This window comes from Aureimonas altamirensis, assembly GCF_001463885.1.
GTDB classification, from domain to species: domain Bacteria; phylum Pseudomonadota; class Alphaproteobacteria; order Rhizobiales; family Rhizobiaceae; genus Aureimonas; species Aureimonas altamirensis.
This window is the reverse complement of the sequence record NZ_BBWQ01000001.1, coordinates 1-20,912: the sequence shown is the minus strand read 5'-3', so window position 1 is coordinate 20,912 and position 20,912 is coordinate 1. Positions and strand designations below refer to the sequence as shown.

Annotated in this window: 24 protein-coding genes; 7 read left to right on the top strand and 17 right to left on the bottom strand. The window is 64.3% G+C overall.

The features are described from left to right. The first annotated feature begins 303 nt into the window (after positions 1-303). Together AUL31_RS00115 and AUL31_RS00110 are read left to right on the top strand one after the other, a co-directional pair. Positions 304-645, top strand: coding sequence for a type II toxin-antitoxin system TacA family antitoxin (locus AUL31_RS00115; protein ID WP_060599789.1), 342 nt, complete (start codon positions 304-306; stop codon positions 643-645). After that, on the top strand, positions 633-1,163 hold the full coding sequence (locus tag AUL31_RS00110; RefSeq protein ID WP_060599788.1) for a GNAT family protein: 531 nt from the start codon (positions 633-635) through the stop codon (positions 1,161-1,163). Before AUL31_RS00115 ends, AUL31_RS00110 begins: the two co-directional genes overlap by 13 nt. A gap of 155 nt (positions 1,164-1,318) precedes the next feature. Here AUL31_RS00110 and AUL31_RS00105 read toward each other — a convergent pair whose 3' ends face one another. The 8 genes from AUL31_RS00105 to AUL31_RS00070 form a co-directional block, all read right to left on the bottom strand. After that, positions 1,319-1,903: a YqaA family protein gene (locus tag AUL31_RS00105; protein ID WP_060599787.1), complete on the bottom strand. Its 585-nt coding sequence runs from the start codon at positions 1,901-1,903 to the stop codon at positions 1,319-1,321. Between the two features lie 184 nt (positions 1,904-2,087). Further along, the gene (gene solA / locus AUL31_RS00100) at positions 2,088-3,248 is read right to left on the bottom strand and encodes an N-methyl-L-tryptophan oxidase (RefSeq protein WP_060599786.1); all 1,161 of its coding nucleotides are present in this window, start codon (positions 3,246-3,248) and stop codon (positions 2,088-2,090) included. Positions 3,249-3,273: 25 nt separating this feature from the next. Further along, positions 3,274-4,605 carry an NAD(P)/FAD-dependent oxidoreductase gene (locus AUL31_RS00095; protein ID WP_060599784.1) on the bottom strand — a complete coding sequence of 444 codons (1,332 nt, stop codon included), beginning with the start codon at positions 4,603-4,605 and terminating at the stop codon, positions 3,274-3,276. Positions 4,606-4,633: 28 nt separating this feature from the next. Beyond that, positions 4,634-5,383 (bottom strand): amino acid ABC transporter ATP-binding protein, encoded by a 750-nt coding sequence (locus AUL31_RS00090; protein ID WP_060599782.1) that lies wholly within the window; start codon positions 5,381-5,383, stop codon positions 4,634-4,636. Continuing rightward, positions 5,380-6,189 (bottom strand): amino acid ABC transporter permease, encoded by an 810-nt coding sequence (locus AUL31_RS00085; RefSeq protein WP_060599781.1) that lies wholly within the window; start codon positions 6,187-6,189, stop codon positions 5,380-5,382. Before AUL31_RS00085 ends, AUL31_RS00090 begins: the two co-directional genes overlap by 4 nt. Next, positions 6,190-6,906 carry an amino acid ABC transporter permease gene (locus tag AUL31_RS00080; RefSeq protein ID WP_060599779.1) on the bottom strand — a complete coding sequence of 239 codons (717 nt, stop codon included), beginning with the start codon at positions 6,904-6,906 and terminating at the stop codon, positions 6,190-6,192. It abuts the gene before it with no gap. Between the two features lie 21 nt (positions 6,907-6,927). After that, complete coding sequence (locus AUL31_RS00075; RefSeq protein ID WP_060599777.1) at positions 6,928-7,752, bottom strand: transporter substrate-binding domain-containing protein; 825 nt, start codon at positions 7,750-7,752, stop codon at positions 6,928-6,930. Continuing rightward, positions 7,749-9,869, bottom strand: coding sequence for an NADH:flavin oxidoreductase (locus AUL31_RS00070; protein ID WP_060599775.1), 2,121 nt, complete (start codon positions 9,867-9,869; stop codon positions 7,749-7,751). Before AUL31_RS00070 ends, AUL31_RS00075 begins: the two co-directional genes overlap by 4 nt. 127 nt (positions 9,870-9,996) lie before the next feature. Here AUL31_RS00070 and AUL31_RS00065 point away from each other — a divergent pair, with 127 nt between their 5' ends. Then, on the top strand, positions 9,997-10,812 hold the full coding sequence (locus AUL31_RS00065) for an IclR family transcriptional regulator (RefSeq protein ID WP_060599773.1): 816 nt from the start codon (positions 9,997-9,999) through the stop codon (positions 10,810-10,812). Positions 10,813-10,865: 53 nt separating this feature from the next. Further along, entirely contained in the window at positions 10,866-12,194 is a 1,329-nt protein-coding gene (locus AUL31_RS00060; protein WP_060599770.1) for an NAD(P)/FAD-dependent oxidoreductase, read from the top strand. Between the two features lie 24 nt (positions 12,195-12,218). Here AUL31_RS00060 and AUL31_RS00055 read toward each other — a convergent pair whose 3' ends face one another. The 3 genes from AUL31_RS00055 to AUL31_RS00045 all read right to left on the bottom strand — a co-directional run bounded on the left by AUL31_RS00055 (position 12,219) and on the right by AUL31_RS00045 (position 13,948). Continuing rightward, positions 12,219-12,710 carry a type II toxin-antitoxin system YhaV family toxin gene (locus AUL31_RS00055; RefSeq protein ID WP_060599768.1) on the bottom strand — a complete coding sequence of 164 codons (492 nt, stop codon included), beginning with the start codon at positions 12,708-12,710 and terminating at the stop codon, positions 12,219-12,221. Continuing rightward, positions 12,710-13,045 (bottom strand): type II toxin-antitoxin system PrlF family antitoxin, encoded by a 336-nt coding sequence (locus tag AUL31_RS00050; RefSeq protein ID WP_244489282.1) that lies wholly within the window; start codon positions 13,043-13,045, stop codon positions 12,710-12,712. The genes AUL31_RS00055 and AUL31_RS00050 overlap by 1 nt, the downstream gene beginning before the upstream one ends. Before the next feature lie 66 nt (positions 13,046-13,111). Then, complete coding sequence (locus tag AUL31_RS00045) at positions 13,112-13,948, bottom strand: LysR family transcriptional regulator (RefSeq protein WP_244489281.1); 837 nt, start codon at positions 13,946-13,948, stop codon at positions 13,112-13,114. Positions 13,949-14,054: 106 nt separating this feature from the next. Between AUL31_RS00045 and AUL31_RS00040 the strand changes: the two genes are divergently transcribed. Further along, entirely contained in the window at positions 14,055-15,371 is a 1,317-nt protein-coding gene (locus AUL31_RS00040) for an aspartate aminotransferase family protein (protein WP_060599764.1), read from the top strand. Positions 15,372-15,394: 23 nt separating this feature from the next. Here the strand turns inward: AUL31_RS00040 and AUL31_RS00035 are convergent, their stop codons facing one another. After that, the gene (locus AUL31_RS00035; RefSeq protein WP_060599762.1) at positions 15,395-16,537 is read right to left on the bottom strand and encodes a serine hydrolase domain-containing protein; all 1,143 of its coding nucleotides are present in this window, start codon (positions 16,535-16,537) and stop codon (positions 15,395-15,397) included. Between the two features lie 66 nt (positions 16,538-16,603). Between AUL31_RS00035 and AUL31_RS20620 the strand changes: the two genes are divergently transcribed. Continuing rightward, positions 16,604-17,233 carry a TetR/AcrR family transcriptional regulator gene (locus AUL31_RS20620; protein ID WP_409359926.1) on the top strand — a complete coding sequence of 210 codons (630 nt, stop codon included), beginning with the start codon at positions 16,604-16,606 and terminating at the stop codon, positions 17,231-17,233. A 66-nt stretch (positions 17,234-17,299) separates the two neighbouring features. Here AUL31_RS20620 and AUL31_RS00025 read toward each other — a convergent pair whose 3' ends face one another. The 4 genes from AUL31_RS00025 to AUL31_RS19835 all read right to left on the bottom strand — a co-directional run bounded on the left by AUL31_RS00025 (position 17,300) and on the right by AUL31_RS19835 (position 19,669). Next, positions 17,300-18,403, bottom strand: a complete 1,104-nt coding sequence (locus tag AUL31_RS00025; protein ID WP_060599760.1) for a glycosyltransferase 61 family protein — start codon at positions 18,401-18,403, stop codon at positions 17,300-17,302. 143 nt (positions 18,404-18,546) lie between these two features. Then, entirely contained in the window at positions 18,547-18,870 is a 324-nt protein-coding gene (locus tag AUL31_RS00020; protein ID WP_060599758.1) for a YnfA family protein, read from the bottom strand. 213 nt (positions 18,871-19,083) lie between these two features. Beyond that, positions 19,084-19,401: a hypothetical protein gene (locus tag AUL31_RS00015; protein ID WP_060599756.1), complete on the bottom strand. Its 318-nt coding sequence runs from the start codon at positions 19,399-19,401 to the stop codon at positions 19,084-19,086. Positions 19,402-19,492: 91 nt separating this feature from the next. After that, entirely contained in the window at positions 19,493-19,669 is a 177-nt protein-coding gene (locus AUL31_RS19835) for a YegP family protein (RefSeq protein ID WP_073468946.1), read from the bottom strand. A gap of 151 nt (positions 19,670-19,820) precedes the next feature. Between AUL31_RS19835 and AUL31_RS00010 the strand changes: the two genes are divergently transcribed. Continuing rightward, on the top strand, positions 19,821-20,507 hold the full coding sequence (locus tag AUL31_RS00010) for a FadR/GntR family transcriptional regulator (RefSeq protein WP_060599754.1): 687 nt from the start codon (positions 19,821-19,823) through the stop codon (positions 20,505-20,507). A gap of 18 nt (positions 20,508-20,525) precedes the next feature. Here the strand turns inward: AUL31_RS00010 and AUL31_RS00005 are convergent, their stop codons facing one another. Continuing rightward, positions 20,526-20,723, bottom strand: coding sequence for a hypothetical protein (locus AUL31_RS00005; RefSeq protein ID WP_143190082.1), 198 nt, complete (start codon positions 20,721-20,723; stop codon positions 20,526-20,528). Positions 20,724-20,912 lie beyond the last annotated feature (189 nt).

The window sequence follows — 20,912 nt, the reverse complement described above, 5'->3', positions numbered from 1 at the left end:
AGAGCCACGCATGCAGCAACGTCTCAAGCCCCACTACCCATCGGAATCGGTATTAAGGAGGGCTATAGCGTAGGTGTAGTTCTCGCCTTCTTCGTTTCCCTCCCGCCAGCTCACACCACTTCAGTAAGGCTCTAGGCACGCCAATTACAGCCGGTTTCCGCACTTGAAGCCGAATGGCGGAAACGCGCCCTGGGCGTGGTTCCGGCGCAGCCGAAAGCGCGGCCCGTTGCGCAACGCCATGACCGCCAATAGACCCACACCGCCGTATTGACATTGTGGATACACTCCACCATTTTCTTGGCCATGATAAAGGCTCGCGCATCCTCTCCGGACCATATGCGTCCTGCGACCGTGGCGGTTGCGGAGCGTCCTTTGTCGCCCGAAGCCAAGGGCAGCATCAATCTGCGCATCGAGTCTCATACGCGCCAGCTCATCGACGATGCTGCGGCGATCCTTGGCAAGACTCGCACCGAGTTCATGATCGACAGCGCCCGATCTCTGGCGATCGACGTGTTGCTGGATCAGCGCCTGTTCGTGCTGGATTCGGATAGGTATGACGCTTTCATCCATGCGCTCGACAATCCCCCGGCGCCCGGACCCAAGCTGCGCGCGCTGTTGCGCCGAGTTCCGGCTTGGGAAACGTAACCCCCGATCCCGCGCGTTCGCAAACGAAGCTCTCGGCCCCGGCTCCCCTGACAGCGAACCATGACCTGACGGCTTTCGATTGCGGTGAGCCGGTTCTGAACGAGTGGCTGAAGCATCGGGCGCTGAAGAACGAAAGCCGATTTTCACGTACCTATGTCGTCTGCGACGGCAATGCGGTGGCCGCCTATTTCTGCATAGCCGCCGGATCGGTGGAACGGGCGGCCGCGCCGGGCAAGGTTCGGCGCAATGCGCCTGATGTCATTCCTGTCTCGGTGATCGGACGCCTCGCGGTCAGCCGCGCTTATGCGGGTCATGGCCTCGGTGCGGACATCCTGTCAGATGCCCTGCGCCGCATTGCGGTTGCGTCCCAAAGCATCGGCATCGGCGCAGTACTGGTTCAAGCCAAGGACGACAACGCGAAGCGCTTCTACATGGCTTGCGCGGAGTTCACCGAATGTCCGGCGGACAGCAGAACGCTGTTTATGCCGATTGAAACCGTGATCGCGGCCTTCGGCTAGAGTGGGAGAAAGTCGCGATGGGTGAAGCCAAGCGACCCCCGGCAACGAAACGGGCTTGAGCGCGATCGGGATAGAGGTCATCGAGCGGTTGATGATGGAAGCGCTGAGCGCGGCGTTTCATGTCGTGTCCCGGTGCATACGCCCACGGGCACGCGTCAGGTAGCGAGCCGGATCAAGGCGAAACCCGCCAGAACGGCCAGCACGCCAAGCGTGAAGACCATCACGAGACGCTTCTCGATGAAGGCCCGGACGGGCGGACCGAAGCGATAGATCAGGGCAGCAACGATGTAGAAGCGTGTGCCCCTCGCCACGATGCTCGACAGAACGAAGAGACCGATGTCGAGCCCCGTCGCGCCGCTTGCGATAGTGACGACCTTGAACGGGATGGGCGTAAGCCCCCCGGCGATGAGAACGATCCAGGCGCCCCAAGCGTTGTACGTTTCTGCGAAGTCCGCGAATTTGCCGGCGTAGCCGTAGAAGGCCAGCAGCGGTTCAGCGACCTCCTCGAAAAGGAACGCGCCGATCAAATAGCCGAGAAGCGCGCCCAGAACGGACGTAACGGTGCACAGGAGCGCCAACGACCAGGCCCGGCGACGGTCCGCGATCACCATGGGGACCAGCAGCGCATCCGGAGGAATGGGGAAAACCGAGCTTTCCGCGAACGAGACTGCTCCCAGCGCGTAGGCAGCCTTTGGTTTGGCGGACAGCGTCATCGTCCAATCGTAGATGGATCGTAGCATCAGGCCTCAATTCGTGGTTCGTCAGCCCGCCTTAACATGATGCAGAGGTCAAACTCCAACCGCGGCCTTGTTCTGCATCCGCCGAGGCGCTGTCAGAGGAGGCGGAGGCCAACGGTGGCGGCAGCGATGCAACGAGGTTCCGGATAGGGTAAGGCTGTGCCGACTGGCGCTTCCGTCCGTTCACTCAGCGGCCGAAGCGTGACACGGTAAACGGCCGAAGCTCGGTTTCGCCTCCACGGGTGACTTCCCGTGCGACGGTTTCGCCGATACCGGCAGAGTGCTTGAACCCATGTCCGGAGCAGGCCGAGACCACGAAGACGTCCTTCATCCGCGGATGCCAATCCAGAATGAAGCCGCGATCGGGCGTCATTGTGTAAAGGCACGCCGCCGCCTTCACCACCCGTGGGCCGACACCCGCAACCCGCCGCGCGATATGCGTTCGGAAGAATTCCGCCGATTCTGCGGGCAGTACCTGACGATCGATCGCGTCGGCGGTGGTCGTCTCGCGATAGGTCTCGGTCGCGAATTTCTGCGCGCCCTCTCCCGGCAGCGGTGGGAAGCCGTAGAAGTAATCGCTGTCGCCGGCGCCGTGCATCCAGATGATGACAGGTTCGCTGGCGCTTTCGGGACGTTCGAGCTCGAACCAGTGGAGCACCTGCCGGTTGACTGAAAGAAGGTCGTCGAAGGGCGCACCGAGCAGCGCCGCATTCCAGGCGCCGGCGCAGACGACCACGCGCCGCGCGCGGATCGCAGCCCCATCCGTCTCTATCCGCACGCCGCCGTCGATCGCCTCGATCGCCAGCACCGTCGTGTCGGTCTTCAGATGGGCGCCATGCCTGCGTGCCTCCCCGAGCTGCGTTTCGATGCACAGTTCCGGACGCACGAAGCCGCCGCCCGGCTCGAAGTAGGCGATGGCGTCGTTGGTAATCCCCGAAAGATGGGGGAAGCGTGCTCGGATCTGGCCGGCCTCCAGCCGCTCATGCGGAATTGCGAAGCGCTCGGCCGCCGCAAAGGTCCGCGCCAAAAAGTCGGGTTTGCCGTGGTGCGAACTTTTCAGATCGCCCGGCGCGACGATGAGCGCTCCGCATTCGTTCAGGAGCGAATTGCCGGTAGCCGCCTCCAGCTCTTTCCAGATCGCATGAGAGCGCACAACGAAGGGAACGTAATCCTCGCCCTCGCCGACCGCCATCCGCGTGATGCGCGTGTCGCCATGGCTCGATCCCTGCACATGCGGCGGCGCGAAGCGATCGATGCCGAGAGCATCCACCCCGGCCTTCGCAAGTTGATACAGGACGGCGCTTCCCATTGCGCCGAGCCCGATGACGGCGACTTCATGATCGAACATTCGAGTGGATCTCCGGCCAGTCTGCTTAGCGGCTTGGGTTGTCGAAGCGGCGATCGACCGCATCCAGCGCCCGATACCAGCCGGCGACAACCGGGAGAAAATAGGGCCGGCCGTCATAGGCCGGGATCGCGTCGAGCGGCAGTCCGTCGAAGGCCGCCGGCCGGTTTTGACGGCGCAGCAGCTTGAGGGCGGTCTGATGGCCGAGATACGTCATCAGCGCGACGCCGTTGCCGTTGCAACCGGCCGCGAACACGCCGTTGTCGAGAGTGCCCATGCGGGCGACCTTGTCGCGCGTCATCGCCACGAAGCCACTCCACGCATGCGTGATCCTGCGGCCCTCAAGCTGCGGCCAGATCTCGACCATCCGCTTGTAGAGGCCCAATGCCGCCTCGCGGTCGGGCCTGTCCAGAATGCCGGGACGCGAGCCGAAAAGCAGGCGCGTGCCATCGGGCGATGGGCGCGTATAGATGATGTCGCGCCGCGTGTCCGACACCATGCGTGCGCCGGGGATCAGCTCGGCAAGCAGTTCCGGCGGCAGGGGTTCGGTCGCGATCTGATAGGATTTGACCGGCACGAGCCGCCTTGCAAGCTCCGGTGTCGCCTTGCGGTCGGTGTAGCCATTGGTGGTGATGACGACTTCGCCCGCCTTGATGTCTCCCCGGGCGGTCCTCACCGTCTTGCCCGTTCCGCTATCGTCGATACCAAGAACGCGCGCATGAGACCGCAGGATCGCACCGCGCCGGCGTGCCAGATCGCGGAGCGCCCGGTTGTACTTACCCGGATGCAGGCCGCCATAATCGTCGATAACGATGCCGCCATGGTAATAGTCCGAGCCGATGGCGCTGTGCTGATCCTGGCGGGCGACGGAGTGCACGGTCGCTCCGGTCATGGTGCGCAGCGCATGGCCCATATCGTCAAGGCGCTTCTTCGCCCTAGTGCCATGCGCGCCGAAGAAGCGGCCGGTGATCTTGAGGTCGGCGTCCAGCCCCTCCCCGTCGACCAGGGCCTTCAGATGCTCGAACGAGCCGATCGAGTCTTCGATCAACCGCGCGAACAACGCCTGATCGACGCCCTTCATCGCGCCGCCGACGACGAGCTTCTGGCCGCTCGAAACCATCCCGCCCGAGCGCGTGCTGGCGCCGGCCCCGAGCGCGTCGGCATCCAGCACCACCACCGAGCGCCCCGCGCGGGCAAGTTCGGCGGCAGCGGACAGCCCGGCATAGCCCGAGCCGACGATGGCGACATCCACGGCGGCCGGAAGGGCGTTGAGGTCTTCTTCGGGCGGCGCGGCGTCCCACCAGTAGGGACGTTCGGCAAAGTCGGTCGCGAAGATGTCAGAGGGTGTGGAGGCGCTCATAGCTGCGGCGTTCCTGAGAATCTGGCGGTCATAGGATCTGCGCGAGGAACTCGCGGGTCCGTTCTTCTTTCGGGCTGTCGAACAGCTCCGCCGGCGGTGCGCTCTCGACGATCAGCCCCCTGTCGGTGAAACAGACCCTGTCGGCGACCTCGCGGGCAAAACGCATCTCGTGGGTCACGAGAATGCAGGTCAGGCCGTCTTCGACCAGATCGCGGATCGCGGTCAAAACGTCCTTGACCGTTTCGGGGTCGAGCGCTGCCGTCACCTCGTCGAAGAGGATGATTTCGGGCTGCATGGCCAGCGCCCGCGCGATTGCCACGCGCTGCTGCTGCCCGCCCGACAACTCGCCCGGATAGTGGTCCTCCTTACCCGAGAGGCGCACCTTGGCAAGGTTGGCAAGCGCCCGGGCACGGACCTCCTCGCGGTCGTGGCCCAGCACCTGGATCGGCGCCATCATGACGTTCTCGAGCGCGGTCTTATGCGGGAAGAGGTTGTACTGCTGGAACACCATGGCAACCTGCCGGCGCAGAGGCCGCATCGCGCGTTCGCTGTGCAATCGCTCGACATGATGGTCGCCGACGCGGATCTGGCCGCTGTCGATCGTCGTCAACCCGTTTATGCAACGCAGGATGGTCGACTTTCCCGAGCCGGATGGCCCGATGATGCAGACCGCCTCCCCCTTCGTCACGTCGAGCGAGATACCTTTCAGAACCTCGATCCTCCCGAACGACTTGTGGATATCGCGGATCTGGATGAGAGGCGCCGGCTGCGGGCTCATAGCGCGTCTCCCTTCATGGACGTCTCGAACCGCCGTGCGAGCCAGGCGATCGGATAGCAATAGGCAAGGAACATCAGGAGCACCGTGACGTAGAAGTAGACAAGGGTGGTCGGGCTTTCCATCGAGAGTGTGGTGCGGAGCAGCGTGACCACCTCCTGCGTGCCGGTAACCGTGGCGAGCGCGGTTGCGATCATCAGCATGGCGTACAGGTTCATCCAGCCGGGGATCATCCGGCGCAGGGCCTGCGGAAAGATCACGCGCCGGTAGATCTGCCCGGTGGAGTAACCGAGCGAGCGTGCCGATTCCCATTGGCCGGCATGGATCGACTGCACCGCTCCGCGCACGATCTCGGCGAAGTTGGCGGCAACAGGCAGGCTAAGGCCGATGATGGCCTTGGCGGCGGCCGGAAACTCTATCTGTATGCCGAAAAGGTTCATGCGGAACGGCAGCAGATAAAGCATCGCGAACAGAAGGACGATCCAGGGCGAGTTGCGCAGGAAGTTCATGACGAAGAATGCGGGCAAGCGCAGTTTCGCCGTCTGGGCGAGCATCCCGAGGGCCAGGATCGTGCCGAGGATCGAGGCGACGAGCATGGCGACGATGCTGATGAACACGTTCAGCAGGAAGCCGCCCGTCACGGGCCATCCGCCACTTTGCCCCGTCAGAAGAAGCGGGAGCCGTGCGAAGACGCGCTGCCAGCTTTGCGATCCGCCCGTCATCGCGTCCTGGATGACGAAGCCGATCAGGAGGACAAAGAGGATCGCCTGCGTCAGGCGCTTCTTTTCGTTGTAGGTCAGGCTCATCATCTACGAACCCTTTCCGTAACCGGGAAAGGCCAACGCCCGCTCCAGAAGGTTCATCGCGCCCGCCAGGATGCTGACGAGGACGACGTAGATCACCAGCACAAAGGTCATCACCTCCAGTGTGCGGAAGGTGTCGTTGTAGATCTGGCCGGCGTAATACATGAGTTCGGGCACCGCGATCACCGAGGCCTGCGACGTGGTCTTGAACAGGTTGGTCAGGACGTTGGCCAGCGAGGGAAGCGCGATGCGTGTGGCGATCGGCAACTCGACGTTCGCAAACAGTTTCCAGCGTCCATAGCCGAGCGAGCGGGCCGCCTCGCGCGTCGCCTTGGGGACAGCTTCCAGACCGGAGCGGAAAACCTCGATGCAAAGCGCCGCGCCGAACAGGCTCAGCGATATTGCCGCGCAGGCAAAGGCGCTGAACAAGGGCACCGTCAACCCGGTCACGGGGTCTTCGACCCGGAAGCCCAGTTGCGTCAGCGTGAAGTAGAAGAACAGCATCTGCAGCAGCGGCGGCGTGTTGCGAAAGAGCTCGACGAAGGGCTCCAGCACGGCATCGATCCACCAGATGCGCAGCGAAAGAACGAGGGCCCCTAGGAAGCCTGCGATGACCGCGACGGCCGATGACAGGGCGGCAAGCTCAAGGGTCGTCACGATGCCGCGAAGCAGCCACCGCTGGTAGACAGGATCCAGAAGCCAGGAATAATCGAGTCCAAACAACGGTAGCCGCTCCGCTTTCTATCAGTTGGCTGCAGCGCGAGCGGCCTCGGCGCGCTCGACCAAATAGTCGGATTGCGGCATGTCGAATTCGGTCTCCCACTCGATCAGCTTGCCCTCGCCCTCGGCCTTGACGATCGCCGCGTTGACCGCTTCGGAGAATGCCGCGTCGTTCTTGCGCAGCCCGCCGGCAATCGGCAGGTACTCATAGGTTTCGACGGCGATCTTGTAGTCGGCCCATTCGCTTTGCTTGAGCGCCTGGCGCAGCGTCATGTCGTCGAAGACGAAGCCGACGCAGCGATTGTCCATAAGGGCGCGGTACGCTTCGGGCTGCGAGGTGAAGTTGACGAGCTGGATACCGAACGCATCCGTCAGATGACGGTTGAAGTAAGAGCCCTGGATTCCGCACAGGCTTTGGCCGCGCAGTTGCTCCCACTCGGTAAACTTCGCTTCCTTGCGGGCAAACACCGAAGGTCCGGGCGAGTTCACATATTCGACCGTATAGTCGATGACCTTCTTGCGCTCGTCGGTAACGCCGAGCGTGGCGAAGATCACGTCGATACGGCCGGAATTCAGAAACTCGATGCGGTTCGAGGCGACAACCGGCACCAGTTCGATCTTGTCCGGAGATCCGAGCAGCTCATTGGCGACATACTTGGCCAGTTCGACCTCGAAGCCGACGATCTCTCCATTCTCGTTGAGAAAGCCGTAGGGCGGATAGTCGTTCTTGATACCCACCGACAGGGTGCCGCGCGATTTGATGTCGGCCAGCGTGTCCGCGAGCGACGGTGTCGTCAGCACAGCCATGGAGATGGCGGTCGCCGACAGAAGTCCGATGCACGTCCTCATTGCGTATGCTCCTTCGTTGCTTGCGGGGAAGATTTCGATCCGATGGGAAGGGTGAGCCGCATCGCGTCGTACATCGATGCGTGGACGTCGCGGCTGGCGACCGCATCGCCGATGCGGAACAGGCTGAACCCGTTGGCGGGTGTGGGCTGGGGGCGCAGGGCAACATAGGCGTCCCAGTCGAGCGCGCCGCCATTGCCCGACACGGCGCGCAGCGCCTCGAACAAATCGTCATTCGGCAACGTGCCCGTTTCGACGACGACCTGATCGAAGATCAGCGTCTCCTGATCATGGGTCATCTCGTTGCGAAGCGTCGCTGCGAGCCTGTTGGAAGCCGCATGCCGTTCAAGGCGGACAAGACGCGTATCCGGGCGGATGGTCCCGCCCTTGCCATAGATGTTGCGCAGGTGGATGGCGTAGTTCGAGGCCGTCATTTCGGCGCCGAGCGCACGTTCCGGCGTAGCGATGAGAAGCTTTGCTCCAGAGCCGAGGATCGCTTCGGCGGCGGACAGCCCCTGATTGTACCCGTTGTCGTCGAACAACAGCACGTCCTGTGCCGGTTCGACGTGGCCGGCAAGGATAGCCGAGGCCGTCACGGCAAGTTCAGTGCCTTCGAAGTCGCCCGGGTTGGCATGCCCGCCTGTCGCCACGATGACGACGTCCGGCGCCAGTGCCAGTATGGCATTCGCATCGGCCTTCATGCCCAACCGCACATCGACACCCAGGGCCTTCACGCGCGCCGCGAGCCAGTCTGCGATCACGCCCATCTGGGCACGCCACGGCGCCCGTTCGGCGATCCGCAACTGGCCACCCAACCGGTCACTAGCCTCCAGCAGAACCACGTCGTGTCCGCGTTCGGCGCTGACGCGCGCCGCCTCCAGCCCGGCGGGCCCGCCGCCGGCGATGACCACGCGCAGGGGTGTTTCGGCGGGGGCGCTTATGGCCTGCGGGATCGTCCGCTCGCGGCCTGTCGCAACATTATGGATGCAAAGCGACATGCCACCGAGATGCAGGCGCTCGACGCAGTAATTGGCGCCGATGCAGGGGCGGATCTCCGCTTGGCGCCCGTCCAGCGCCTTGCGCACCAGATGCGGGTCGGCGATATGCGCTCGCGTCATCCCGACCATGTCGAGATGCCCCGCGGCAATCGCCGCATCGGCCTGATCAAGATCGAGAACGCGTCCGGCATGAAAGACCGGAAGCCCGGTCTCGCGTTTCACATCGCCGGCCAGAGCGACATAGGGATGCGGCGTCTGCCACATGCCAGGAATGGATCGTGCCAGACCGAGCGAAGAGGCGTTCGTCGCGGTGGAGACGGTCAGAAAGTCCACCACCCCGCTGTTCGCGAAAGCGGCTGCGATCTCGAGACACTCTTGATGGTTCAGCGCCTCGGGCGACATCTCGTCGGAGGAAAGGCGCAAACCGACGGCAAAATCGTCGCCGACCGCGCGGCGAACCGCCTCGAGTACTTCGATGCCGAAGCGCACGCGGTTCCGGACCGATCCGCCATAGCCGTCGGTGCGCCGGTTGGTGTGCGGCGAGAAGAACTGGCCGATGAGATGCGCGCCCGACGCGATAAGCTCCACACCGTCGAGGCCGCCGTCGCGGCAGCGCCGCACAGCCTCGGCGAAGTCCGCCTGCACGCGGGCGATATCGTCCCTGTCCATCTGGCGGGGAAACGACCGGTGCGCCGGCTCTCGAACAGGCGACGGCGCAATCGGCGCCAGCCAGTTTTCCGCGTCGTAGCGCGAGCGATGACCGAGATGGCTGACCTGGCACATCAGCGCCGTGTCATGGCGATGGATGCGTTCGGCGAACGCCTGGAAGACCGGAATGATACTATCGTCGGCCAGCGAAATCTGCCGCCACTGCGCGGCGGGCGAGTCGATCGAGACGGACGAGGACCCGCCGAAGCTCGTCAGCGCCAGGCCGCCTTTCGCCTTCTCCTCGTGATAGGCGATGTACTGCTCCAGCGGCTTGCCTGCCACGGCGTAGCCCGGCGCATGGCTGGTGCTCATGACACGGTTCTTCAGCCGCAGGCTCTTGACCTGAAATGGGGTGAACAACGCCGGCCAGCGGGGGCCTGCTGCTGCCTCCACGGCGGAATTTGCAAGACCCATCAAAGACATCCCGATGAAGAGCACAAATTAGGCATGCCCATAGACTGGACAGCCAGCTCCCGAAGTGTCAATTCTGTTTTCACGATAAGAGAATGAAACGCAGTAATTATCACATTATGGAAAATCCATGAGCGATAGACTGGGAACACAGTTGCTCGACCGGGCGGTGGCGCTTCTGGATGTCGTTGCCGACGGTGGCAGCGATGGACTGTCGCTCAAGGAGATCGCCGAGCGCTCAGGCCTCAACACGGCGACCGCGCATCGCATCCTGACCAGCCTGGTGGGTCACCGGCTTCTGTCGCGTCCCGCAGGCGGACGACGCTATCGGCTGGGCACGAAGCTGATGGTCTTCGGCGCCAAGGCAGCGGTGGGGCCCGGCCTGCGAAGCCAGTGCCAGCCGGCACTTCAGCGCCTGCGTCGCCGGACCGGCGAGATGGTGGCCGTCATGGCGCGGCACAATCATGATTCCGTCTGCATCGACCGCCGCGACGGCGACACGGTCGTGCAGACGCTGACCGGCGCCATCGGCGGCTCGGTTCCGCTCGGCGTTGCGTCGGGCAGCATGGCGATGCTCGCCTTCATGCCGGAGGACGAGCGCGAGTTCATTCTGAAGGCCAATGGCCAGCGATATGGGGCATATTCGGGCCTGACGGTGGAGCGGGTCCGCGAAACGATCGCCGAGGTCCGCGAAAAGGGCTATGCGCTCGATCCGGGCGAATTCCTGGTCGGTATCGCCGGCATCGCCGTCCCCATCGTCGCGATGGAGACAGGCCCGGTCGCCTCCCTCGGGCTGACGTTCCTGACAGCCAAGCTGACGCCGGAGCTTGTCGCGGCCTACGCCGCGCTGCTGCGGGAAGAGGTCGAGCTGATCGAACCCCTGCTGAACCCGCTCGATACACGGCTTCGCTCGCCCGACCGCATCATGGCGGACGGATCGCGCTGATGCACCGCGCCGTCCCGCAAACTGCCCTCCCCAACCACGACTGAGGATTTACGATGGGACCGACCGTCGAGCCCGTACCCTCTTCTCCCGATATCCCGAAAGAGGTCGACATTGCCGTGATCGGGGGCGGCATCATCGGGGTCATGACCGCGCTGACGCTTGCCGAGCGCGGGCACCGTGTCGCGCTTTTCGAGAAAGGCACGATTGCCGCCGAGCAATCCAGCCGCAACTGGGGCTGGTGCCGCAGGACGGGGCGCGACCTGCGCGAGCTGCCGCTGATCGTCGACAGCATGGCGCAGTGGGAAGACATGAACCGCCGGACCGGGCGGGAGACGGGCTTCCGAAAGGCCGGCATCATCTACGCATCGCGCACGGAGCGCGACGTCGAACGCCATCGGAGCTGGGCCGCTCATGCCCGCGAACACGGCATCGATAGCCGCATCCTGTCGCCTGCGGAATTCACCTCGCATCTGCCAGGCTATGGCGTGCCGGTCGCCGGCGCGCTGTCGACGCAGGAAGACGGGCGGGCCGAACCGCAAATGGCTGCTCCCGCCATGGCGCTGGCCGCGCTCGACGCCGGCGCGACGATCCATCAGGGCGTGGCGGTGCGCACCATCGAGCGTGCTGCGGGCCGGGTCGTTGCTGTCGTCACGGAAAAGGGGCGCGTTCGCTGCTCCACCGTGGTCGTCGCGGGCGGGGCATGGTCCCGCCTTCTCCTCAAGGGGCTCGGCGTCGAGCTTCCGCAGCTCAAGGTCCGCTCCAACGTTCTGCGGACCCGTCCGACGAGCTACCCGCTGACATCAGCGATCAGCGTCGCGCGCTTCGCCCTGCGCAAACGCCTCGATGGTGGGCTGACCATCGCCACCTCGGCGTCCAGTCAGGTGGACCTGACACCGGATTCCTTGCGCTTTGCGCGGCTGTTCCTGCCGGCGTTCCGGGTGGAGCATAAAAACCTTCAGCTGAAACTGAACCGGCGCTTTCTGGAAGAAGCGGTCCAGTGGCGTCCGGGCGAGGCCGACCGGCCATCCGTTTTCGAAGCGGTGCGCATCCTGGACCCGGAGCCGGACGCTGCAACCATCCGCCGCATCGTCGCCGATGTCAGGGCCTCGATCCCCGGACTGGAAGGGATCGAGGTCGCGCAAAGCTGGGCCGGCATGATCGACACGATGCCGGATGCGATCCCGGTCATCTCGCCGGTCGACGCGATACCGGGCCTCTTCATCGGCACAGGCTTCTCCGGCCATGGCTTCGGCATCGGGCCGGGCGCCGGGCGGCTCCTGGCCGATCTTGCGACCGGCTCCAGCCCGGCGGTCGATCCTCGGCCCTTCCGCATTGACCGGTTCGCGAAGCCCGGCGAGGTTCGCGCCCAGCATTGGCTTTAGGGATGCAACGCTTGTTGGCCTTTGTCACCGCTTCGCAGGCGAGACGTTCTCCAGGCGCTTACGTGCCGCCTGGTCGGACGCGGCCTTGCGAAGCGCTTCCCAATCGTCAGGCGGGTTGCCGCGCTCCAGCATTCCTTTGAAGACCCTGTAGGCATCGGTCTTCGCGTCATAGGTCCGCAACGTGGTTTCATCATTCACCCAGGCGAAGATGACGATCTTCGCCGTCGTGTCATAGCGGAAGAACAGGCGGAATCGACCATTGGCGAACTTCGCGCGGAACCAGTGCTTATGCGCCGCGCCAAGCGTGGACCCCTGCCGATAGACGGTCGCGGTGGGATCGGCAGGAATTGTCTGGAATATCAGCTTGTTCAGCGCGGCCAGAAGCTTCGTGCTGGCGTTCTTTCGGTATTCTTCGGGCTTCCTCTCCTTCAACGCCTCGACGGCGTCGGTCAGCTTTTCGAGCTGATCGAGAAAGAGCGGATGTGCCAGAATGGTCCAGCCATCGATCGTCAGCACTAGAGCGCGACATCCCCGTCGATCTCGGCATCGAGGTCAACCTCCATGTCGCCGACAAGCGCGGCCACGCGGTCGCGCAGGCTGGCGGGCAGCGCAGCGACGGATGTGCCGGGGTGCGTGATCATGTCTTGAGCCAGAAATTCAAGGAAACGATCCACGACCGGATCGCTCGCCTCCTCCGTTACCTTCTCGACATAGATCCGGCGCTGCTCGTCCACGAGGAAGGCGATGCGCCCACCGTAGTCCACATTCAACGCCTGCCGGACGCTTTTGGGAACAGTCGTCTGGCCCTTGGCAGTGATCGTGCTTTCTTCTCTCAGCAGCGCGCCCATCATCGGCCCCCATGACAACTCCTGCTTTAGGTAAGAAATTTTCCTTACTTCGTCAAGCGCGAGCCCGGCTTACAGCATTCTGGCGATATGTTCGCCCAATGCCTTCGCCGCCGTGGAGGGCCTGTCTTCGGAGTAGGCGACCGTGATGCCGATGGCCGGCAGTGGCGGCAGGCCGTCGGCAACGATGGACAGTTCCGGCGGTACAGCCATGCGGGTCAGCACGCTGATCGCATGGCCGGACCGGGCAAAGGCGACCAGGCCCGCAAGGCTGTTGCTGGCGAAAGCCACGCGGTAGCGGCGCCCATTGGCTTCCATCGCGTCGCAAGCGGCCCTGTAATCCGCGGTCGACGGCGCCGACAAGGCCAGCGGCAGGAACTCCTGATCCAGGATCGCGGGCCGCTCTTCGCTGGCGACCCATACGAAATCCTCGCGCCGGATTGCCTCCTCGCTGCCGGGCGGCACCGAGACGAGCGCAACATCCACCTGCCGCCGGTGCAGCATCGGCCGCAGCTCGATGGTGGGGGCGCAAACGAGGCGCAACGCAACATCGGGGTGCATGGTGCAGAAACCGCGCAGCAGATCCGGCACCAGCGCAATGGAGTAATCCTCGGGGCATCCAAGGGTCACCAACCCTTTAAGCGATGTGCCGGCAAGGTCGGCCATCACCTCGTCGTGCCGCGCAAGCAGCGATTGGGCATGTGCCAGCAGCGTCTCGCCGGCCGCGGTAAGGCGCACACCGGACCCGCCGCGATGCAGGAGCCGTTGCCCGATCGCCTCCTCCAGCCGATGCATCTGCATGCTCAGCGCCGATTGCGTCCGGCCCACTTCCAGCGCGGCCTGGCTGATCGAGCCGGCGCGGGCGACGACCGTGAGGTTGTAGAGGGATGTCAGATCCAGATGACGCACGGCCAGCCTATCGATTTTGTCGATATCCCAAACGCATACTATCAATTTGCCTGAGATCGCAATCGGCCCTAACCCTTGTTGCAACGCAAAAGGAAAGGCGCCTGCCATGTCCCTGAACTCCGATGCCGCCTTCTGGGCCAGCGCCGACAAGCATCTGACGCGATACGGACCGAGCTTCGAAAGCCTCATCGTGGAAAGCGCCGAAGGCAGCTTCGTGCACGATGCAGACGGGCGCCGGATCCTGGACTTCACATCCGGCCAGATGAGTGCGGTCCTTGGCCATACCCATCCGGACATCGTCGCGACCGTCGACCGGCAGATGCGCCGCGTTGCGCACCTCTTCAGCGGGATGCTGTCGCGCCCCGTGGTCCAGCTGGCCGAGCGGCTGGCCGCGCTTGCACCGGGGCTGGAGCGCGTGCAGCTTCTGACGACGGGTGCGGAATCCAACGAAGCCGCGATCCGCATGGCAAAGCTGGTGACGGGCGGGCACGAGATCGTCGCTTTTGCGCAGAGCTGGCACGGCATGACGGGCGCCGCGGCGTCCGCGACCTACAGTGCCGGGCGCAAGGGCTACGGACCGGCGTCCGCCGGCTCGTTCCTCATCCCTGCCCCCAACAGCTACCGCCCGCGCTTCGCCCATGCCGACGGCAGCCTCGACTGGCAGCGCGAGCTGGACGATGCCTTCGAGCTGGTCGACCGGCAGTCCACCGGCAATCTCGCGGCATTCATCGCCGAGCCGATCCTGTCCAGCGGCGGTATCCTGGAGCTTCCGCCCGGATATCTCGCCGCGCTGAAGCGCAAATGCGAGGAGCGCGGCATGCTGCTGATCCTCGACGAGGCGCAAACCGGCGTCGGACGCACGGGCGATATGTTCGCCTACCAGCGCGACGGCGTAACGCCGGATATCATGACGCTGTCCAAGACGCTGGGAGCCGGCCTGCCGCTGGCGGCCGTATTGACGCGGCCCGAGATCGAGCAGGCAGCCTTCGAGCGCGGTTTCCTGTTCTACACGACCCACGTATCCGACCCGCTCCCCGCCGCTGTCGGTGTAACGGTGCTGGACGTCGTCGCCCGTGACGGGCTGGTGGAGCAGGCACGCAAGCGCGGTGCGCAACTGGAAGCCGGCCTTCGGTCGCTGCAGCAGCGCTTCGAATGCGTTGGCGACGTGCGCGGACGCGGCCTGCTGCTGGGCCTGGAGATCGTCACCGACCGGCATAGCCGGGCACCCGGTTACGAGCTTGGCGCGGCGATCATGGACGAGGCGATGCGGCGCGGCCTCAGCATGAACATCGTCAAGCTGCCGGGCATGGGCGGCGTGTTCCGGATCGCACCGCCGCTGACCGTTTCGGAAGAAGAGATCGACCTCGGCATCGAGATCATGTCGAAGGCCATCGGCGCCGTCACCGGCAATGCCGGCGCGTAAGGGCGGAGGGCTCCCGGCGCTGCCTAGCCATAGACCGCGTTCCTGATCTCGGCAGGAAACGCGCCCGACATGCCCTCGAAGGCGGTGTTGGTCAGGGCCACGACGGTCAGGCGGTTGGCCCGGTCGACAAACCAGCTATGGCCATAGGCGCCACCCCATTGCAGGGTGCCGGGCGCTTGCGGCGTGCCGGTTGGCGCGGGGTCCACCAGCACCGCCCATCCGTAGCCGAAGCCCCACCCCGGCCCCTGTGTCCCGGCGGCCATGCCGACATGATCGGTGGCCATCGTCTCCACCGTTCCGGCGCCGAGGATCGGTGCGCCGCCGGCGCGGATCGCTTCCAGAAAGCGCAGGACATCTCCGGCCGTCCCCGCCATGCCGGCGCCACCCGAGGGGTACGACCGAGGATCGAGTATCCGGGATGGGGCAAAGAACGCGGCCATGTCGAAAAGCGACACCTGCATTCCGTCGGCCATCGGCACCGGCTCGGGGTTGCCGTCGGCGTAGGCTTCGGTCAGCCGGCTCGTATCGCTCACGAAAAAACCGGTATCCGCTAGGCCAAGAGGGGTCGTCACCGTATCGCGAACGATGTCCGCAAGGCTTCGACCGCCCAACCGCTCCAGAATGCCGCCCAGAACGTCGAGCCCCACGGAATATTGCCAGCCGGCGCCGGGGGCGAAGGCCAGCGGCGCCGCGCCGATACGCGACAGGTTTTCCCGCAGCGACAAGCCCGGCTGGTCGAGGCCATCCGAAACGTTAAGCCTCTGATACGGTCCATCGGACGGCTGGAGAAATCCATAGCCGAGGCCGGATGTGTGGGTGAGCAACTGGTGGATCGTGATTGGCGGCCGCGTGCCGTCCGGCAGGGCCGGGCGAAACTCCGGCAGCCATGTCGTAACGGGAGCGTGGAGGTCCAGCCGCCCGTCTTCCACCAGGCGCATGGCGGCGGCCGTCACGATGGGCTTGGTCACCGAGGCAAGCCGGAAGATCGCATTCTCGCGCATCGGGGTCAGGGTTTCGCGATTGGCGTAGCCGGCAGCGCGACGGTGGATGACGATGCCGTCATGCGCGGCAAGAACGACAGCTCCGACAATGCGCTTTTCGGCCAGCGCCTTTTCGATCGCGGCGTCCAGGCGGGCGGATGCCTTGGAAAATTCCGGAAGACTCATCTGGCTTCGGCCTATATAATCACAATGACCGTTCCTGAATAATCCATCCGCGAGATAATATCCATAGTGATCGATGTGAAAAATACAGACAGCCCGCCGCGTCGCCGTGGACGTCCACCCGCCTTCGACCGCAACGACGTGCTGCAGAAGGCTGCGGAAGCCTTCTGGCAGCTCGGCTACGAGGGCGCATCCATCACCGATCTCACGGCGGCGATGGGGATCACGCCGCAGAGCCTTTATGCCGCTTTCACGTCGAAGGCCGATCTCTATCGCGAGGCGCTGGCGTGGTACCAGGCCCATATCGGAGCCTCTACGGCGCAGGCCCTTCAGGAAGCGGACGTGGTGACGGCTCTGGCGCGTGTGCTGCGTGAATCCGCACATGAATTCACCCGCCCCGGCCGCCCCCATGGCTGCATGGTTTCGACGGCCGTGCTGGGCTGCGCGGTAGAGAACGATCCGGTGGCGCGCCACGTTTCGGGGCTGCGCAACGAGACGCTGGATGCCGTCAGGGCGCGCATCGAGCTTGGCATCGCCGAGCGGCAGTTACAGCAAGCCTGCGATGCGCCGGCCCTCGCCCGCTTCGTCGGCGCGATGATCCAGGGCATGTCGGTTCAGGCGCGGGACGGCGCATCCGAAGCCGCGCTTTCGGCCATGACGGATCTGGCGGTTGCGGAAATCGAGCGCCATCGCGCCTGAGGTGATCGTGCCGCAAAGAGGCCGCGTGACATTGCCGAGGTGCGGTAGAGGCAGGCCGCAGCGGCATCAGCCGGTGACGGCGGCACGCATGACGGGCTCGGGCTCCATAAGCGGGGGCGATGCCGCGATCAGAAGGTCCAGTGTCTTCAGAAGGTCGGTCTCGTCGACGCGGTAGCCGCCGGGCCCGCGCGGTGCGATCAACAGGCCGAAGCGCATGCCGGCGGCACGCGCATAGCCGACATTGGTGGCGGTGAACCGGTCTGCCGGAATGAACGACAGGATAGCGGTGCCGGGGTTGGCGGCAGTGTAGATATGGTTGAGATGGCTGCCGTCCATGCTGACGACGATGGACGCATCGCGCAGCTTGCCATGCAAGGACGCAGCGCTTGTGCCATCCAGGTCGACGATTTCGAATCCGCGTCGGGCCAGCAGCTCGCCGATAGCCTGATCGTTTTCGATCACGCGCGCCGTCCCGGTGGCGCCGCGCCGCAGATAGACGGCCGATGGGCCCTGGCCGGATGCAGGCAAGGCATCGCGCAGCATAGCCCGCATGCGCTGGTAGCGCTCTCGCTTGGATGAGCCCTGCCCATGGTCCTGATAGACTGTCAGTTCTCCCACCCGAAGGCTGGGCGCCACGGCTGGTCGGAACCCGAATGCCGAAAGGTACTCGCCGGCATGGGGCCAGTCGGGACGATCGTCCAGCGCCAGCGCATCCTCTCCGTGGCGCAGCAGGGCCGTTGCACAGGCGTCCTGAAGCCAGTGGCCGAAATAGCGTCGGGAAACGGCACTCATGCAATACAGCGCCGTATCGTAGCGCGCGGCGCCCTTCGTGCGGATCAGAGGCAGCTTTCCGGACTCGGCGCGGAAGGCATGCCCCTGCGCATCGTATCCGCCCGCGTGGACGATCGCATCGCGCAACGTGTAGCGCACAACCGCCGCATGGGTGACAAGGCCCGGCAGGCAGGCGGCAAGCTCTCCGGCAAGGCTGCCATGCCCCTCCACGCCCGCCGTTGCGTGCTCGAGTTGACCCGGCAGGTACACGGCCGGACAGGCGCTCCACTCCGTTTCCACGGGTTGGACGATGTCGGCCCGCGCGGCCGCGGCCTCCAGCGTGCGGCCTTTGGCCAGCCGTCTGCGTACATAATTGGCAATTGGGCGCTGATAGTACACAGCCACCTCCAGCAGGGGCTTGGTGTCTCGATTGCAGCAACGTTACGCTGCGGGGGCCTCAGCGGCAATGCACCGTTAAGGTTTGCTCATCGCCCATCCGGATAGGCATGTTGCAATGCATCATCCAAAAGAGGCCGGACTCCCTATCCGCGCGGTGCGAAATAGATGACAGCCGCCCCGGCAAGCGCCATCGTCCCGCCCATGAGATCGAAACGGTCGGGGCGAAACCCTTCCGCAAACCAGAGCCACGCCAGCGATGCGGCGATATAGACGCCGCCATAGGCAGCATAGGCACGGCCGGCGGCCTCGGTTTCCGCAAGTGTCAGCAACCAGGCGAAGGCTGCCAGACAGACAAGCCCGACCGGAACCCAGAGGATGCTTTTGCCCAGCCGCAGCCAGGCCCAGAAGGCGAAGCATCCGCCGATCTCGGCCAAGGCCGCCCCTATGTAGATGGGCAGGACGGTCACGAGAACTCCTTTGCTGCCAACCCGCGCCGCGTGGCGCAACGACGCACAAACCGAATGGCGTTGACATCCATGGCGGAAAGGCGGCCAAATCGCGACAGGCGCATGCACAAGGGGGATGTCATGGCCATACAGCAGACTTTGTTCACCAGCCTGGTTCTTGCCGCTGCATTGTTGGGCTTCGGCATGATCTAGGGAACGGCGATCCGGTTGCAACTAGCCCGGACGCTCCAGCGCTGCCGGATCGCCTTTCGACAGATATCCGATGACGCTCTCCGCCAGTTCCACGCAATAGCGAAGCACGTCGAGCGGCTCGACGCTGAGGCGACCTCGCTCCACGGCCAGGATCAACGCCTGAAGCAGGTCCGACTGCCATGCCAGAAGCGTTTCGGCATCGCCGTTTGTTTCCACGCGCGCGGCCAGCAGCGCATCGAAGATGCCGCCGAGTTCGTCGGTCTCCGCAGAGGTGAGATTTTTCAGATCCCGGCTTTCGACGAACGCATTGAGAAGCCCTGCGACCTTCTCGGCTCTCATGGATGCCGCTCCGGAAACGCGCTCACGCAAACCGCCTGAAAAAGCTGCTTCCGCGCGTTCTCGACTTCAAGCTGCAGACGTCAGCAGGCATTCACTCCTTGTCCTCGACGGGAGCGTCCGCGACATGCTTCTTTATGGATTCGACCGCGCGGTGCGCGCCGGATTTCGACGAGTACCCCTCCGTCGAGAAAATGACCTCGGAATTGTACTTGAACCGGACGCGAAACTCGCCCTTGCTGTCCTTGTACACTTCGAACTTGTGCGCCATGTCCGCCCCCGCGTTACAACCACAGGGGGATTTTCGACCCGCGATCCTGCATTGTCAACGCGCCTGTAAGCCCGTGGCCTATCGTGGTTTCATTGGACAAGCGCACCACCGATCCGTCATGTCTGATCTGGCGATTCCAATGCGAGGCTACATGTCGACATCCACTGCTCCTGTCGAACAACGACGCCTGTATCAGCAGGTCGCCGACCAGATCCGCAGCCTGATCGCTGAAAAGGGAATTCGGGAAGGCGGCCGCTTGCCACCCGAGCGGGACCTGGCCCAGCAGCTCGGCGTATCGCGCCCGTCCTTGCGTGAGGCGCTGATCGCGCTGGAGATCGAAGGTACGGTCGATATCCGGATGGGATCGGGCATCTATTATCTCGGCGCGCCCGAAACGCCCACGAAGCAGCATGGCGACAGCCCGAACGACTTGATGGAAGCCCGCATCGCCGTCGAGACGGCCGCCGTGTCCATGGCGTGCGCACGCGCGCAACCGCAGGACTTCGAACGGCTCCGCAATCTGCTTCATGCAATGAAAGTCGATATCGACGCCAATCGTCATCCGCTGGATAACGACCGCATCTTCCATATCGAAATTGCAAGCTTGTCGGGAAACAGTGTGCTGAGCCGGCTAGTGGGCGACATGTTCGACGCGCGCTTCAGCCCGATCTTCACGCAGTACCGAGAGCATTTCGACAATCGGCAGAGCTGGCTGTCCGCCTATGAAGAGCATGTCGTGATCGTGGACGCCATGGAAGCGCGCGACAGCCTGCGCGCGTCCGGGCACATGGCCGCCCACCTTCTGGCGTCGCTGCGCCGCTGGGAACGGGAAACCTGATCGGCGGGGCCTACCGGCTCAGGCCAGCGGAATGCTGGCAAGCGCAGCCAGCAGGGCTTCGCGCTCGGCCCGAAACAGCCGCTCCACGGCATCGGTCAGCGCCATGGTGGAAACCGAACTGGACAGGAGTTCGCCGACGCCCCGCTCGATCGCATCCGCGGCCACACTGGCCCCCGGCAGACAGGCGAGATCGGCGTAATCCGGAACCCAGTTCAAAATTGCGCGGCCGTCGAAAGGCCGACCCGAAAGAGAGTGAACCATATAACACCTGCACGTTAGATGAATTGTCAATTTTCAATTGACATACTTCATATGATGACAACTGCAGAATGTGACATCTCGCCTCATCCCCCGAAGAGGTAGCCGACTTCTGGCCGAGGGATGATCGCCCATCATCGTCCGGGG